Origin of the sequence: Actinomadura rayongensis, assembly GCF_009831215.1 — a bacterium.
Classification (GTDB): domain Bacteria; phylum Actinomycetota; class Actinomycetes; order Streptosporangiales; family Streptosporangiaceae; genus Spirillospora; species Spirillospora rayongensis.
Genome location: NZ_WUTW01000002.1, coordinates 197,139 through 212,858, shown reverse-complemented (window position 1 = coordinate 212,858; position 15,720 = coordinate 197,139). Strand labels below are relative to the sequence as shown.

11 protein-coding genes are annotated in these 15,720 nt (G+C 74.9%); 5 read left to right on the top strand and 6 right to left on the bottom strand.

The window, feature by feature from the left end:
• The first annotated feature begins 11 nt into the window (after positions 1 to 11).
• Both GQ466_RS10380 and GQ466_RS10375 read left to right on the top strand, forming a co-directional pair.
• Positions 12 to 587 carry a TetR/AcrR family transcriptional regulator gene (locus GQ466_RS10380; RefSeq protein ID WP_161102676.1) on the top strand — a complete coding sequence of 192 codons (576 nt, stop codon included), beginning with the start codon at positions 12 to 14 and terminating at the stop codon, positions 585 to 587.
• Between the two features lie 34 nt (positions 588 to 621).
• Positions 622 to 1,611, top strand: a complete 990-nt coding sequence (locus GQ466_RS10375) for a zinc-binding dehydrogenase (RefSeq protein ID WP_237417844.1) — start codon at positions 622 to 624, stop codon at positions 1,609 to 1,611.
• On the opposite strand, the gene GQ466_RS10370 is transcribed toward GQ466_RS10375, so the two are convergent.
• From GQ466_RS10370 to GQ466_RS32260, 4 genes are read right to left on the bottom strand one after another with little or no spacing between them, the layout of a single operon-like run.
• A complete protein-coding gene (locus tag GQ466_RS10370; RefSeq protein WP_161102675.1) occupies positions 1,608 to 3,347 on the bottom strand; it encodes a hypothetical protein in 1,740 nt (579 codons plus the stop codon). The genes GQ466_RS10375 and GQ466_RS10370 overlap by 4 nt on opposite strands.
• Positions 3,348 to 3,362: 15 nt before the next feature.
• The gene (locus GQ466_RS10365) at positions 3,363 to 5,381 is read right to left on the bottom strand and encodes a hypothetical protein (protein ID WP_161102674.1); all 2,019 of its coding nucleotides are present in this window, start codon (positions 5,379 to 5,381) and stop codon (positions 3,363 to 3,365) included.
• Positions 5,378 to 6,358: a hypothetical protein gene (locus GQ466_RS10360; protein ID WP_161102673.1), complete on the bottom strand. Its 981-nt coding sequence runs from the start codon at positions 6,356 to 6,358 to the stop codon at positions 5,378 to 5,380. The genes GQ466_RS10365 and GQ466_RS10360 overlap by 4 nt, the downstream gene beginning before the upstream one ends.
• Before the next feature lie 35 nt (positions 6,359 to 6,393).
• Positions 6,394 to 7,788 (bottom strand): hypothetical protein, encoded by a 1,395-nt coding sequence (locus GQ466_RS32260; RefSeq protein ID WP_161102672.1) that lies wholly within the window; start codon positions 7,786 to 7,788, stop codon positions 6,394 to 6,396.
• Between the two features lie 227 nt (positions 7,789 to 8,015).
• Between GQ466_RS32260 and GQ466_RS10350 the strand changes: the two genes are divergently transcribed.
• Positions 8,016 to 9,461, top strand: coding sequence for a DUF4407 domain-containing protein (locus GQ466_RS10350; RefSeq protein ID WP_161102671.1), 1,446 nt, complete (start codon positions 8,016 to 8,018; stop codon positions 9,459 to 9,461).
• A 10-nt stretch (positions 9,462 to 9,471) separates the two neighbouring features.
• Positions 9,472 to 11,856 carry a protein kinase domain-containing protein gene (locus GQ466_RS10345; protein ID WP_161102670.1) on the top strand — a complete coding sequence of 795 codons (2,385 nt, stop codon included), beginning with the start codon at positions 9,472 to 9,474 and terminating at the stop codon, positions 11,854 to 11,856.
• A gap of 120 nt (positions 11,857 to 11,976) precedes the next feature.
• Here GQ466_RS10345 and GQ466_RS10340 read toward each other — a convergent pair whose 3' ends face one another.
• Positions 11,977 to 12,774, bottom strand: coding sequence for an SAM-dependent methyltransferase (locus GQ466_RS10340; protein WP_161102669.1), 798 nt, complete (start codon positions 12,772 to 12,774; stop codon positions 11,977 to 11,979).
• Positions 12,775 to 12,890: 116 nt separating this feature from the next.
• Between GQ466_RS10340 and GQ466_RS10335 the strand changes: the two genes are divergently transcribed.
• Positions 12,891 to 13,910 carry a zinc-binding alcohol dehydrogenase family protein gene (locus GQ466_RS10335; protein WP_161102668.1) on the top strand — a complete coding sequence of 340 codons (1,020 nt, stop codon included), beginning with the start codon at positions 12,891 to 12,893 and terminating at the stop codon, positions 13,908 to 13,910.
• Between the two features lie 20 nt (positions 13,911 to 13,930).
• On the opposite strand, the gene GQ466_RS10330 is transcribed toward GQ466_RS10335, so the two are convergent.
• Positions 13,931 to 15,460, bottom strand: coding sequence for an alpha/beta fold hydrolase (locus tag GQ466_RS10330; protein WP_161102667.1), 1,530 nt, complete (start codon positions 15,458 to 15,460; stop codon positions 13,931 to 13,933).
• Positions 15,461 to 15,720: the final 260 nt, after the last annotated feature.

Sequence of the window (15,720 nt, the reverse complement as noted above, 5' to 3'; positions counted from 1 at the left end):
AGAGTGAACGGATGGCGGAACACACCGGACGCGCCGCCAAGCGCGAAGCGACGGCGCGGCGAATCCTGGACGCGGCCCGCGCCGAGTTCGCCGAGCACGGCCTCCAGGCGACGACCGTCCGGGCCATCGCGCGCCGGGCGGGCGTCGACCCGTCGCTGGTCCTCCAGCACTACGGGTCCAAGGACAAGCTGTTCGCGCTCGCCATCAACCTCGGCACCGAATGGCCGGACGAGGACGTCGCCGCCCACCTCGCCCGCGTGCTGGACGTGCGCCTGGACGAGCCGTCACCCCAGGTCCGCGCCCTCGTCCGGTCGATGCTCACCGCGCCGGAAGCCACCTCGGCGATGAAAGCGTTCCTCGACGACCGCACGCGCAACCTCGCCGCCACGACCGACGACCCCGACGCCGACCTGCGCGCGGCCCTCACGGTCACGTCCATCCTCGGCCTGGTCGTCGCGCGGCACTTCCTGCGCCTCGACGCCCTGGCCGACATCTCCGACGAGCAGGTCGAGCGGATCGTCCGCCCCTGGGCCGGCGCGGCAATGCCCGAGACCCCCGGGAATGCGCCCGACGAGCCGTCGTGTTGACCACCGCTGACCGATCCCCAGGGAAGGCGGACCCTTGACGACCACGATGCGCGCCGTCCAACTCACCGCACCCGGGCCTGTGGAAAACCTGCGCCTGACCACGCTCCCGATCCCGCCCGAACGGGACGGCTGGGTGCGCATCCGTGTCGAGGCGTTCGGCGTCAACCGGTCGGAGCTCAAACTGCGGCTCGGCGTGAGCGTCGGCGTCACCTTCCCCCGCGTGCCCGGCATCGAGGCCGCCGGGACGGTCGACGCGGCCCCGCGCGGCAGCGGCCTGGTCCCCGGGCAACGGGTCGTCGCGATGATGGGCGACATGGGACGCACCTACGACGGCGGTTACGCCGAATACACGTCCGTGCCCCTGTCCCAGGTCATCCCCGTCGACACCGACCTGCCGTGGGAGGTGCTGGGCGCCCTGCCGGAGATGGTGCAGACGGCGTACGGCTCGCTCACCGTCGGCCTGGACCTGCGCCCGCGCCAGACCGTGCTGATCCGGGGCGGGACGTCCTCGGTCGGCCTGGCCGCCGCAGCCCTGGCGAAATGGCGCGGCGCGACGGTGCTGTCCACCACCCGGCAACCGGACCGCCTGGCGTTCCTGAAGGAGCGCGGCGTCGACCACCCGCTGCTCGACACCGGCGACGTCGCGTCCGCCGTCCGCGCGCTGTACCCCGACGGCGTCGACGCCGCCCTGGACCTCGTCGGCGCGCCGACCCTGCACGACACGCTGCGCGCGGTGCGCGTCCACGGCACGGCCTGCTTCGGCGGCAGCCTGTCCAACCAGTGGACGATCCCGGACTTCTCCCCGAACGAGTACCTGCCACGAGGCGTCCGCCTCGCGGGCTACTTCGGCGACGCCGCCGACCTGCCCCGCGCCGACTTCCAGGAGATCCTGGACGCGGTCGCGGCCGGACGGCTCACCTTCCCCGTCGACCGCGTCTACGACGGCCTGGAGCAGGTCCGGCGGGCCCACGACGACATGGAGAACGACCGCGCCACGGGCAAGCTCGTCGTCCGCGTCCGCTAAGAGGCCAGCAACCAGATCAACAGGACGACGCCGAGGACCGCCAGGACGAAGACGGCGAGGACCGTCAGGACGAGGGCCGTGTCGCTGAGAACGAAGGGCAGGCGCGGCTTGACGCCGACCGCGGCCGAGGCCCCGTACGCCGGCCGCACGGGCTCGTCCTCCGGGGGCTCGGCGGCCTCGCGCAGCGCCGGGTGGGACTCGGCGGCGGGATGCTCGGCGACCTCGCGGCGCTGCTCGTCCGTCAAATACCGGCCGCCGTACGCCGCGACCAGCAGGTCGCGCAGCACCCTGACCTGCGCGCGGTGGTCGTCGGCGTGCCGGACCGCGACCGCGTCCGCCAGGTAGTCGTGGTCGCGCAGCGCGGCGAGGACGGCCCCGGCGTCCGAGCGGCGGCGCGACAGGATCTCGGCGAGGACGCGGTCCACCGGCGCGTGCTCGTCCGGGTGCGCGGCGACCCACGCGACGAGGTCCGCCGCGTCGGCCCGCCGGACGATCTCGCGGCCGCCGCCCCCGCCCGGCCGGTCCCCGAGCAGCAGCGCCGTGTCCAGATCGGCCACCGCGTGCCGGACGATCGCCGCGACGAGATCGGCGGACGGCTCCCCGACGGAGTCCAGGATCCGCGCGACGTCGGCGTGGGTCAGCGCGGGTCCGTAGGCGAGCAGCAGGACGGCGTCGTACAGATCGGCGCGGACGTCCGACGGCACGGACCGCGCCGACAGCAGCCCGCGCGCCTCCACGACCTCCCGGTGCCGCTCGCGCGCCTCGGGATCCCACCTCACCCGGGTCTGCCGCGCCAGCCGGGGGAGCCGCTCGCGCAGCACGCCCCACCGCCGCCGGTCGATGGTGTCCGCGCAGGCGGTGAGCGCCGCGGCCACGTCCGCCGGACGGCCGTGGACGGCGTGCTCCAGCCGCAGCAGCGCCTCGTCCGCGCCGTCCCGGAACGTCAGCGGCTCGGTGCTGCCCGCCAGCGCGCGGATCACCGGCGTGAGGTCGGACGCCTCGCGCAGCAGGTCGAGGTACGCGCTCGCCGCCTCGCCGAACGGCGGCGGAGTCCTGCCGTTCAACACGACGGTGTGGAACCCGGACCGCACCGCGCCGCTGAACGACAGCCGGATGCGGTGGTCGGCCGTCCCGCTCGTCCACGTGGACGCCGACAGCGACGTCCGCATCCCGTACGGGAGCAGCGCGGCGACCGTGTCGAGGAACCGCAGCCGCGTGTCGAGCGACAGCACGGCGTCGGGGATGACGCAGACGCGCCTCCCGGTGAGCAGCAGCGCGGCCGTCGCGCGGACCTGGTCGGTGACGCGGTCGCCCAACTCCTTGGGCCGCAGCCCGGCCAGCTCGACGCTCAGCGGCGCCGACCCGTCCGGCGGGAGCGCGCGGTCGGCGAACCGCGCGTGCAGTTCCTCGTAGGAGACGGGCGTCCCGCCGAGCGCCGCGTACGGGACGCAGAACAGCCGGACCGTCGCCGTCCGGCGGCCGTAGCGGTCCTCCTCCGCCGACCACTCCTGCCGCGCGAGCGTGAGGTAGGAGCGGTCGCCCGCGCCCGCCCACGCGACCGTGACCTGCGGCAGCGCGTCGGGCGTGCCGGGGTCGTACCGGCCGATGATCTCTGCGAAGTTCTCCACGCCGAGCCGCCCGGCGCTGCACGCGAGGAGACCGTCTCGTCCCGTCTCGGGCGAGCGGCCCCACAGCGCCCACTCCACGTCGACCCGGACCGGGGGTTTCTGGGGCATGCGGCCACCTTCGGGCTACGGGCTGGCGAACTGAGGGAGCACGAGCAGGACCAGGTACACGACGATCACGATCACGATCACGCCGAAGAGAATGAGGATTCCCGCGGTGTCGCTGAAGCGCGGTTCGGGGGGCGGGCCGTTCTGCTGCGCGCCGCCCTCGTCCGGACGGGGCCCGCCGCCGGGCAGGCGCCGGCGCGCCCGCGACACGATCCCGCCGCGCGGCCGGGGCGGCGGTTTCTGCGGGACGGGCGGCGGAGGCGTGCCGGGCACCCACTGCGGCATCGTCGCCGGTTCCGGCGGCGCCGGGGCGGGCGGCGGCGGCGCGATCCGCGCGAGGATGCGCGGGCCGGTGTCCTCGCCGAGCCCGGCGTTCGCCAGCAGCGGCGTGAGGTAGCCGTCCACCAGCACGTCCCGCGCGTCCGGCCCGTCGTACAGCGCGAGCACCGCGCCGAGCAGCGCCGGGGTGACCAGGTCGGGACGGCCGCTCAGCGCCTCCTCCGCCTCGCTCCGCCCGAGCGGCCCCTTTCCGTACGCGGCGCGCAGCAGCTCGGCGAGCCGCGAGCGCTGGTCCGGCGGCGACGTGTCGAGGAACCGCGCGAAGACCGGCGCGAGGAACGCCCCGCGCCGCAGCGCCCCGGCCAGCTCCGCGCCCTGCCCGGACGACCCGCGCCGCACCAGCGCCTGATGGACGGTGTCGGCCGTCGTCCAGTCCTCGGTGCGCAGCGCGACCTCCACCAGCACGGCGTCGCCGAGGCCGTTGAGGACGTTGCGCAGCACCCCGCCGCCGATCCGCTGCCCGAGGTAGAGCTGCGCCTCCGCCTCGGCCTGCGCGCGCAGCTCGTACAGCGCGTCCAGCAGCGGCTGGTGCAGCCCGCCCGCCACCGCCTCGATGGTCTTCACCTGGCCGATGCGGATGTGCCGTCCGCACGCCAGCGGCACGAGCAGCTTGTACAGCGGACGCAGCCGCTTGGCCGGGATCCCCGCGCGCGGCGCCAGCATCCGCCGGCCGCTGATGATCTCCCAGTGGTGCGGGTCCGCGTCGCCGGGGACGCCGCTGGTGGCCTGCGCGAGCCGGGCCGTGGCGTCCTCCAGGTCGCCGGTGCCGTCCAGGGCGTCCGCGCACTCCAGCAGCAGCGCCGCCGTGGACGTGCCCGGCGCCGGCAGCGCCGCCGGAAGCTGGAGCTGGCCCTTGCCCCGGCGCAGGACGGCCAGCAGGTCCCGCAGGTCCGGCGGACGGAACCCGCGCTCGGCGGTCTCGGCCGCCATCAGCTCCAGCAGCTCGGCGTCGTGATACTGGGAGATGAGCTGCCGGTAGGCGCGGGCCAGCTCCGCCTGCTGCGGGATCGCCGCGGGACGTCCCCACTCGACCGTGTGCGCGCTGTCGCGCGGATGCCGGGTGAACGACAGCCGGATCTGGTGCTGCGCGGTGCTGCTCGTCCACGTGGACGCCGAGAACTTCGTCCGGATGCCGTACGGGAGCATCGCCGCGACCGTGTCGAGGAAGCGCAGCCGCTCGTCCAGCGGCAGCCCGCCCGCCCCGACGATCTGCACCGGCGCGCCCGTCAGCAGCAGCGCCGCCGTCTGGACGACCGTGTCGTCGATCCGGCCGACGAACGGCGACACGTCCGGCGCCGGCAGCCCGATCACCGGCGTCGCCCGGCCCGGCACCGGCAGCGCCAGCGGCGCGCACGCCCGGTACAGCGCCTCGTACGACACCGCCCGCGCCGCGAGCCGCGCGTACGGGACGGCGTACAGCCGCGTCACGACGACGTCCCGGCCGCCCGCGTCCCGCGTCGTGGACTCCTCCTCGATCGCCAGCGTGAGGTGCGCGTTCTCCCCGGACGCCGCGCGCGCCACCGTCACCTGCGGCAGCTCCTCGGGCGTCCCGGGGGAGTAGCGCTGGTTCATCTCGGCGAAGTCCTCGCGCTGGAACAGGCCGTCGCTGCACTCCAGGACCTCATAGCCCCAGCCGTGCGGCTCCTTGCCGATCAGCGCCCACTGCACGGCGGCCGACGCCGCGTCGTCGCGCGTCACCGGGCGCTCCGTCCGCGCCGGTCGGCGGCGAGACTCTGGCCGAGCCACAGCAGCGGCTCGACCACGTTGATCGGATGCACCGTCCCCCGGATCCGCACCGCCCGCGACGACTCGGCCTCGGGCAGCAGGTTCTGGTAGTCGTCCCGGTCGTAGGCGCCGATCAGCGGATCGACGTAGAACCCGATCGCGGACGTGACGAAGTACCGCACCCGCTCCGGGCGGAAGTACTGCGCGAGCGTGTTGTGGACCATCTCCGCGTTCCCCGTCGCCGACACCTCGCACAGGGTCCGGAACAACTCCTGCGCGTCCTCCGGCTCCACCTTCGGGAACCCCAGCGGATCCGCCACGTCGGAGGTGACGAGCCGCAGCTTCTCCGCCGTCTCCAGCACGCGGATCTCGTCGAACTTCGTCACGCACACCGCCAGGTAGTGCGGCAGCCGGCCGCCCGCGAACTCCGGCGAGTCCAGCATCCGGTGCGCGAGCTGCGACAGGACGCCGTGCAGGTAGTCGAACGCGTCGCCGTCCTCGAACTCCCGGACGGGGTCGAACAGGAACACGATCCCGCGGCTGTTCACCAGGTTGTCGATCAGCTCGCCGTGCGCGCCCGCGTAGCCCGAGTGCTCCTGGTTGAACAGCTCCCCGGACGGGTCGAGCAGGTCCAGGCCGATCCGCACGTCCTCCGGCGCGCGCCGCCGCAGCAACGATCGTCGGCGCTCCCGCGCCGCCCCGATCAGGTACCACCGGTACCGCTCGGTGCCGCGCGTCGCGGCGGGGAACCGGCGCTGCGTCGCGAGGGACGCCGTCAACTTGATCAGCGCGTCCGTGGACGGGCCGTTCGCGCCGACGACCTTCCAGCCGTCCTGCCGCCGGTTCATCGCGATGGTGAGCGCGGCGAGGAACGTCGTCTTCCCGCTGCCCGGCGGCCCCCACATCGCGATGTTGTGCTCGGCCGGCGGCGCGCCCCGTTCTGGTTCCATGCCCGGGTTCTCCTTCACTCGTCCGGTCGGCTGCATCACGGGCTCCCGGCCAGCGGGAACGGCAGGCGCTGCGCGGCGGCGGGCGCCAGGCCGAGGGACGCGCCGAGCCGCTGCACGTCCACCGCCGCCAGGTCGGCCGGGGCTCCGTCCGACAGGCGCAGCCACACGTCCGAGGCGTACTCGGGACGGTCGTGGATCGCGCCGAGCGCCGTCCCCGGCCGGTCCGCCAGCACGTCCACCGCCGCCGCCCAGTCGTGGCGGACGGGGCACGGCAGGATCTCCGACGGGTGGACGCGCGGCGGGAACGCGGGGCGTCCGCCGACGGCCAGCACCGCCGTCCGCGCGCCCGGCTCGGGCGGGTCGAGCCGTGCCGCGACCTCGGCGAGCACGCACTCCAGCGCCGCCGCGTGGGGATAGCCGGGGTGGGTCGTGCCCGCCAGGTTCTCCAGCTCGTCCAGCGCCTCGTCCGCCGTGCCCGCCCACAGCCGGATCTCCACCGGGGCGTCCACCGCGCGGCGCTCGAACGCGTGCGGCCCGTACGCCAGCAGCGACACGCGCAGCCGGTCGCGCAGCTCGGCCGCCGCGTGCGCGATGGTCTGGTCGGCGCGCGCCAGCCGCTCGGCGACCCGCTCCGGCGGGCCCGACACCTCGATCGCGCAGACCAGGTGCGCGGCGGTCACCGGCGGCGGCAGCCGCGCCGGGATCGCGCCGATCAGCTCGGCCCACGTCCGGTCGTCGGGGACGGGCTCGGCGGGCAGGCCGCGGAACCGCACCCGTCCCGGGCCGCCCAGTTCGGCCGTCACCGTGTACCGGCCCGGTGGGACGCGCATCGTCCGCCGCGTGACGAGCGTGTACCGACGCTCCTGCGCGGACGCCACCACGGCGAACACCGTCCCGCGCTCGTCGGCCGCCTCGCACTCCACCGCGACCGGCGCCTTCTCCCCGCGCCGCGCGCCCGTCGGGAACAGCAGCCGGCACGCCAGCTCCAGCCGTCCGTCGTCGTTGCGCTGGAGCGTGACGAGGTCGTACCAGCGGTTCAGCGGCGTGTCGGCGATGACCTCGGCGAGCAGGTCGCCGAGCCGCAGATCGCAGGTCAGGGCGGTCGCGTCTGGACGGGCGCGGCGCAGCGCGTCGAGCGCGGAGGCGTTGTGCGGGCCGTCGGGGAAGGTGTTGACGAGCAGCAGCCGCGCCGGGCCGTCGGTCTGGACGGCGCGTTCCAGCGCCCGCGCCGGGGGCACCGGGCCGTTCAGCAGCTCGTCCCACGGCAGGACCGGCCGCGACCGGCCGCGCGGCGTGCCCGCCGCGTCCCGGCGCAGGTCCCACAGGACGAGCCCCTCCGCGGCGAGGTCCGCGACGAGCAGCGCGTTCCGCTCGGTCAGGTCCGCCACGGCCCCGGCGGCGGCCTTGCGGACCTCGTCGGGTTCACTCAACGACGGCCGACCTCCCCGGCTGTGGATCATTCCGATGCGACGCGAAACCCGGCCGGCTCCTCCCTCGCGATTATCCTCCGCGGCTTCCGGGGCAAGGGCAGTGAATGGCCGGACATGGCCATCTTCCCGATCGGTCGGCAACCGATCGGGTGGCCGTCGGGCCCCCGCCGACTAGGCTGGAGATCCATGCGCCGCCCTGGCCCCGAACCGGCTTCGAGGGGGAATGAATGAAGGGCTTGCTGATCAGCCTTTCCGGGGCTCGGCCGGAGATCCTCGACAAGTGCCCCACCGAACGCGGGAAATTCGAGGGCATCGGCGGCGCGGTGCTCATCACCAGCGGGCTCGCGACGATCTCGATGTGGTTCGCGCTGTCCACGGCCGTCGGCGTGAACCCCGTCCTCGCCGTCGTTCCGGCCGTCCTGTGGGGCCTCGCGATCCTCACGCTCGACCGGTGGCTCGTCACGTCGATGCCCGCCGACGGCGCCCGCCGGTGGCGGTTCGCGCTCCCGCGCGTCGCGATGGCGCTGCTGCTCGGTTTCGTCGTGTCGACGCCGCTCGTCCTGCAGATCTTCCACGCCGAGATCAACGCGCAGATCACCGAGATCAAGCAGAACCGCGCCGACGATTTTCTGCGCACGCAGCAGAACGGCGCGCTCGGAAAACAGATCGCGAGTTTGCGGGCCCAGGTCGCGGCCCAGCAGAAAGTGATCGACTCGGGCGGCGACGTCGCGCTCGACCCGGCCACCGATCCGCGGGTGAAGTCGCTGACCGCGGAACGCGACAAGGCGCAGCAGGACGCGTCCGCCCGTTACAAGGAATGGCAGTGCCAGCTCTACGGCGGCCCGAATTGCCCGCGCAAGGGCGACGGGCCGCTCGCGCAGGCCAGCAAGCGCGCCTACGACCGCGCGCAGGCGACCGTCGCCGACCTCAACGACCAGATCGACCAGCGCAAACGGCAGCTTTCGGCCAGCGACGACGCGTCCAAGCGGTTCCGCGTCGCGCAGGCCCGCGAGGCGCTGCCGAAACTGCAGCAGCAGGTCGACACCGCGCAGCGGCGGCAGGCGGACCTGCAGCGCGCCTTCGACGCCGAGAACAGGGCAGACGGCGGGCTGCTCATCCGGCTCCAGGCGCTCAACGACGCGTCCGGCAAGGACTTCACGCTCAATTCGGCGCGGTTCCTGCTGTTCCTGCTGTTCCTGCTCATCGAGTGCCTGCCGGTGACCGTCAAGCTGATGCAGAAGCCCGGCAACTACGAGCGGATCCTCGCGATCGCCGCGCGCCGCGAGTACCGCGACGCCCGCGACAGCCTCAATCCGGTGCCCGGGCCGCGCGACGAGTCCGCCGGGACGGTCCGCGACATCTGGCTGCGCGGACGCGCCGGACCGCCGTCCGAACCCCCTGCCGAACCTGCGCCGGAGACGCCGACCGAACGGCGTCCGACGAGCGTCCAGGAGATCTGGGGCCGCGGCGGCGGCCCGGCCGTGCCCGAGCCGGGCGACCCGGGCCCGGTGAACGGCGCCACGCGCTACGACCGTCCGGCCGAGACCGACGACCACCTGTCCCCGGACGACACGGCGCTGCGCGAGATGGACGACCCCGACGACGTTCTCGCGGGGGACGGGCCCGAAACGTCCGGGCGCGTCCAGCTCTACCCCGAGAACGACGACTACTGAGCGCCTGCCCGTGGCGGAACGCGAACGCGTGCTCGGCGGCCGGTACCGGCTGCTGCGCCCGCTCGGCACGGGCGGCATGGGCAGCGTGTGGTCCGCCGAGGACCTGGTGCTCGGCCGGACCGTGGCCCTCAAGGAACTCGCCCACCACCTGAACGGCGGCCAGGACCTGGAGGCGCGCCGCGCCCGCGCCCTCCGCGAGGCCCGCGCGCTGGCCCAGGCGGTCGACCCGGCGATCGTCCAGATCTACGACGTCCTGGTAGAACGCGGCGACCCATGGCTCGTCATGCAGTACATTCCGGGCCCGTCCCTGGCCGACCTGGTGGCGTCCGGCCCACCCGACGAACGCACGGTGGCGCGCATAGGCCTGCGCGTCCTACGAGCCCTACGAGCAGCCCACGCCGCGAACGTCCTGCACCGCGACGTGAAACCCGCCAACATCCTCCTGGACGACACGGGCCGCGCCTACCTGGTCGACTTCGGCATAGCCCGCATAACCGGCGCAACAGCCCTGACAGCCGACAACACAGTCCTAGGCACCCTGGAGTTCATGGCCCCGGAACGCATCCGAGGCGACGAGATAGGCCCACCCTCAGACCTGTGGTCACTGGGAGTAACCCTCTACTTCGCCCTAGAAGGCCGCTCCCCCTTCCGAGCCTCGAACGACACGGCCGCCGCCACCATCTGGGCGATCATGAACTCCCCGGCCCCCCACCCCTCCACCCCCGGCCCACTCGCGGATGCCGTAACCCACCTCCTGGAAAAAGACCCGACCCACCGCATGCGCGCAGAACACCTGGAACGCGCCCTAAAAGAAACCCTGACCCCCACCCGCCCTCCCACCCCAACCCCACCCGCCCGCGACCGACCACCCCCCAACCCCCCGCCCCGCCCCCAACACCCCGCACCCGACCCGCCCAGCGACCCCCGCCCAGATAACCGCGATTCACCCACCCCATTCGCGCCCGGCCGCCCGGGCCGCCACGACGACAGGCGCCGCACGCTCGACCCGGGCGACGAGGCCCGCTCAGACGACCCGACCGCGCGCATCCCGCCAGAGGACGCCCGCTCAAGAGCACGCCGCCCCCAAAGCCCGGCACCCGACCCGAGCGCCGAGCCGCGCGCGGACGACCGCGACGCGCCGACCCCCTTCGGGGCATCCCGCCCGGAGCAACGCCGCGCCAGGCGCCCCGCACCCGGCGAGGGCGGCGGTCCACGCGACCGCAGCGCGGTCGACCCGTTCGCGGACGAACGCCCAGAACAGCGCCGTGACGCGGGTCCTGGACCCGGCGCGGAGCGCGGGCCGCGTCGACCCGACCGCGCCGCACCCGAGCAGTTCGGCGCCGTCCGTCCGGAGCAGCGCGGCGCCAGGCGCCCCGCACCCGGAGAGGGCGGCGGTCCGCGCGACCGCAGCGCGGGCGACCCGTTCGCGGACGAACGCCCAGAGCGGCGCGGCGACGGGCGTCGCGAGCCGGGCCAGGGTGGTGAGGCGCGCCCGGACGACCCGACCGCGCGCATCCCTCCAGAGGACGCGCGTTCAAGAGCGCGCCGGGACCGGCGGTCCGCACCCGACCCGGGCGGCGAGCCGCGCGCGGACGACTTCACCGCAGCCGACCCGTACGCGGACGCGCGCTCGGAGGGGCGCGACGATCAGGGACGCCCGCGCGGTGAAGGGCGTGGCGCGTCCGGGCCGCTCGCGGACGGGCGCCCGGAGCAGCGCCGGGACGGGTGGCGCAGGCGCGGTGTGGGGCGCGGGGACGATCTGACCGGGCGTGTTCCCCATGGGGAGCCGCGCGGGGGCGTGCCCGCGCCGGCGGCGCGCGCCGCGCCCGGGCTGGCCAGGCAGGTGCGCGAGCTGCCTCCGGAGCGCGCGGTGGAGCTGCTCGCCGGGTACGCGCCTGCGGCGATACGGGACGTCCTCACCGAGCTGGGCAGGGCGGCGGGCCCGATCCTGCTGGCGATGCCGCGCGAGGCGGCGGCGCAGACCGTGGCGTCCGCGCGCGCCCGCACCGCCGCCGCGCTCCTCGACGCGATGGCCGTGGCACCGAACCGGGCGGCACCGATCGTCCAGATCCTCTCCACCACGGTGGCGGCGCGCGCCTTCGGTTATATGACCACCCCGGCCGCCACCGCCCTGACCGCCGCCCTCCCGTCCCGCGACGCTGCCCGCATCCTCGCCGCGACCGACCTGCGCGCCGCAGCAGGCGTCCTGACAGCCCTCCCACCCGAAACGGCCGCCCTGCTGGTGGACGCCCTCCCGGTCCGCCGAGCCTGCGACATCCTCGGCTACGTCCCACCCGCGACCGTCGCCACGCTCCTGCGCGCCGCCTCCCACCCGGACCGCCTGCTCAGCGAACTCAGCGGCCCAGTCCGCACCCAGGTCCTCCGCCACCTCTGACAGCGGCCGTTCCTCCCGCGCGCCGGGCACGCCACTCACATCACCCACGCCGGTCCCACCACCCGCGCGGTGGTGTTGGAGTTGCGGGGTTTGAGTCCGGCGGTGCTTCGGAGGTGAGGGTCAGGGTTTGCGGGCTAGGCCGCACCAGTACCAGGTGGGGAGGTCGCTGCGGGTTCGGGACTCGGGGCGCCAGTCGGTGAGGCGGACCACGCCTGGGTCTACGAGGTCGAAGCCCTCGAAGAAGCGGGTGATGGCTGCGCGGTCGCGGAGGGTCATGCCGGTGTTGGCGCGGCGGTAGACGCGGGCGCCGGCGGTCGCGGCGGCGCCGTGGTCGGCGGCGGTGATGTGGGAGATCGCCAGGTGGCTGCCGGACGGGAGGGCGTCGCGGAACTCGGCCACGGTCGCCCACGGGTCTTCTGCGTCGTCCAGGCAGTGCAGGACGGAGATGAGAAGGAGGGCTACGGGTTCGTCCAGGTTGAGGACCGCTCGCAGGTCCGGGTCTGCCAGGAGCGCGGACGGGTTGCGCAGGTCGCCGGGGATGACGACCGTGCCGGGGGTCTTGCCGAGGAGGGCGCGGCCGTGGGTGAGGACCACCGGGTCGTTGTCGGCGTAGACGACCCGCGCGTCCTTGGTCTCACGGCGTGCCACCTCGTGGACGTTGCCCTGGGTGGGCAGGCCCGCGCCCACGTCCAGGAACTGGCGGACGCCCGCGTCCCGGGCCAGGTAGCGGACCACCCGGCCCAGGAACGCGCGGTTCTCGCGGGCCAGGGCGGGTGCCTGGGGGGCGCTTTTCAGGACCTCGGCGGCGGCTGCGCGGTCGGCCTCGTAGTTGTCCTTGCCGCCCAGGTAGAAGTCGTACATGCGGGCCACGTTGGGTGTGGTGACGTCGATGCCGCCGGGAACCGGTCGTTCGTCCACGGTCTTCCCTCCGCCGGGTTTTCATGATCATAGGGCGGCGGATGCGGCGTGCGGGGGCGTTTCGGTCGAGTGGCTTCTCCGGGTAGGAGTCCTGGGAGTCGGGGAGGTGCGTGGTCATGGCCGGGACGATGCAGGCGTGGGAGGTGGCGGCCCCTGCGCCGATCGAGGACGGGCCGCTGCGGCGGGTGGAGCGGCCGATCCCGGAGCCGGGCGCGGGGGAACTGCTCGTCCATGTCCGGACGTGCGGAGTGTGCCGCACCGATCTGCACGTCGCCGAGGGGGATCTGCCCGTCCACCGGGAGCACGTCGTGCCGGGGCACGAGGTCGTCGGGGAGGTCGCGGCGCTCGGCGCGGGGGCGGAGGGGTTCGCGGTCGGCGACCGGGTCGGTGTCGCGTGGCTGCGGCATACCGACGGGACGTGCCGGTTCTGCCGGCGCGGTGCGGAGAACCTGTGTCCGGACTCGCGCTACACCGGCTGGGACGCGGACGGCGGGTACGCCGAGTACACGACCGTCCCGGCCGCGTTCGCCTACCGGCTGCCGCCCGGGGTCGGGGACGTGGCGTTCGCGCCGTTGCTGTGCGCGGGGATCATCGGCTATCACGCGTTGCGCCGCGCGTCGGTGCCGCCGGGCGGGCGGCTCGGCATCTACGGGTTCGGCGGCAGCGCCCATCTGTGCGCGCAGGTCGCGCTGGCGCAGGGGACGACCGTCCACGTCCTGACGCGCGGGGAAGACGCGCGGCGGCTGGCGCTCGACCTCGGCGCCGCGTCCGCCGCCGGGCCCGCCGACGCGCCGCCCGAACCGCTGGACGGCGCGATCCTGTTCGCGCCCGCCGGGGACCTCGTGCCGGTCGCGCTACGCGCCCTGGACCGGGGCGGCGTGCTCGCGGTCGCGGGCATCCACCTCAGTGACACGCCGCCGCTCGTGTACGAGCGCGAGCTGTTCTATGAGCGGGAGCTGCGCAGCGTCACGTCCAACACCCGCGCGGACGGTCGCGAGTTCCTCGACCTCGCGGCGCGGCACGGCGTCCGCGCGACGACCGTCGAGTACCCGTTGTCGCGTGCGCAGGACGCCCTCCGCGATCTCAAGGCGGGCCGGTTCGCCGGTGCGGCCGTCCTCGTCAACGACTTCTCCTGACGCCGTCCGCCCGCCAAGCGTCACCGGCGCGCGCATGTGACGTCCGTCCGGGGGAGCGGGGCGCCGAGGAGGTGGGCGTTGACGGCCTCGTCGACGCACGGTGTGCCGTCGAAGAGGTAGACGCCGTGCCGGAACGCGTGCGCCAGCGTGACCATCCGGGAGCCGGGCAGCGCGCGCTGCAGGGCGAGCTGCCCGGGACGCGGCGCCACCGGGTCCCCGTCCGCGCCGACGATCAGGGCCGGACGGCCGGTGGTGATCCGGGTGGGCGGCTCGGCGGGACGGGACGGCCAGAACGCGCACGGCGTGACGTCCCGCGCCAGCGGCCCGTAGAGCGGTTCGGCGGCACGGTGCCGCCGGATGTCGCGGTAGTACACGGCCGGGTCGCGCGGGGCGGCGCGGTCGGCGCACTGGTTCGCGGTCAGCGCGGCGAAGCCGAACGCGGGCATGACCTCGCCGCTCTCGTAGAGGGACAGTTTCGCCTCCAGATCGGCCGTCGGGACCGCCGGGGCGCCGCGTGCCGCGTCGGCCAGGACGCGGACCTGCGCGCTGAACTCCCCGTACGCCGCGTCGGTGTCCGCCACGGTGAGCAGCAGGCCCGGGATCGTCGCCGCGTCCACCCGGTGGCGTCCGACCCGGAGCGGGCGCCGCGCGGCGGCCCGGTCGATGCGGCCGATCACCGCGAGGACCCGCGCGGGCGTCGTGCCGAGCGCGTACCGGTCGTCGCGGCGCGCCGCCCAGGCCGCCCAGTCGCGCAGCGCGGCGGCGTCGGCCGGGGCGGTCTCCCGGGTGACGGACGGCCCGTAGGCGCCGGGATCGAGCGCGCTGTCGAGGACGAGGCGCCCGACCCGCCCGGGGAACATCTGCGCGTACACCGCGCCCAGATAGCTGCCGTACGACCAGCCGAGATAGGAGATCGTCCGCTCGCCCAGCGCCGCGCGGACGGCGTCCATGTCGCGGGCGATCTCGCGGGTGGACGCGTGCGGCAGGACCGCCCGGCGCCCCGCGCAGCGGCGGGCCAGGTCGCGCGCGGTGGCCGTGCTGCGCGCGAACGCGGCGCGGTCCGGGCTCGCGAGCTGGGCGTGGCGCAGGTAGAGGCCGGTGGGCCAGTCGCAGGTCAACGGCGTGCTCGCGCCGAAGAAGCGCGGATCGATCCCGACCAGGTCGTAGCGGGCCGCGACGGCGGGCGATCCGTGTTCGGCGGCCGGCGGAAGGCCCGCGGCCAGCAGGACCACCCCGTCGCGCGACGGGCCGGGACCGCCCGTGTTGACCACCAGCGTCCCGAGGCGGTGCGCGGTGTCGGTGGCGGGACGGCGGGCCACGGCCACGGTGATCCGCGGCCCGTCCGGCCGGGCGTGGTCGAGCGGGACGCCGAGTTCGCCGCAGCGCGCCCCCACCGCCGCGAGCTGCGCCCCCGTCTCGTCGTCGGGACCGGCGCGGCAGTCGTGCCAGGCGATCGACGCGGGCGCCGCGGCCACCGGGGCGACGCCGCCCACGACGGTGACCGCCAGCGTGAACGCACCGGGACGGAACGCGCGCAGAAACCAGACCATGACCGACCAACTCCAACGCCGACGACGGACGCGGCACCCCGAGCGAGCGCCGCCCTGACATCACGGAACGCTAATCGGCGCTCGCGCTCCGCCACATCGACCGAGCGGCATAAAGCCCGTCATCCGAACGACGTCATTTCCGCTGCCGGAACGTCCACCGCGAGTCGGTCCCCGCGTACGACGAAAGGCTGACCCGGACGCCGGAAGCGCTGCGCATACACTGTTCATGCACCGCGCGGGCGGGTGCGCGGACGGTGAAG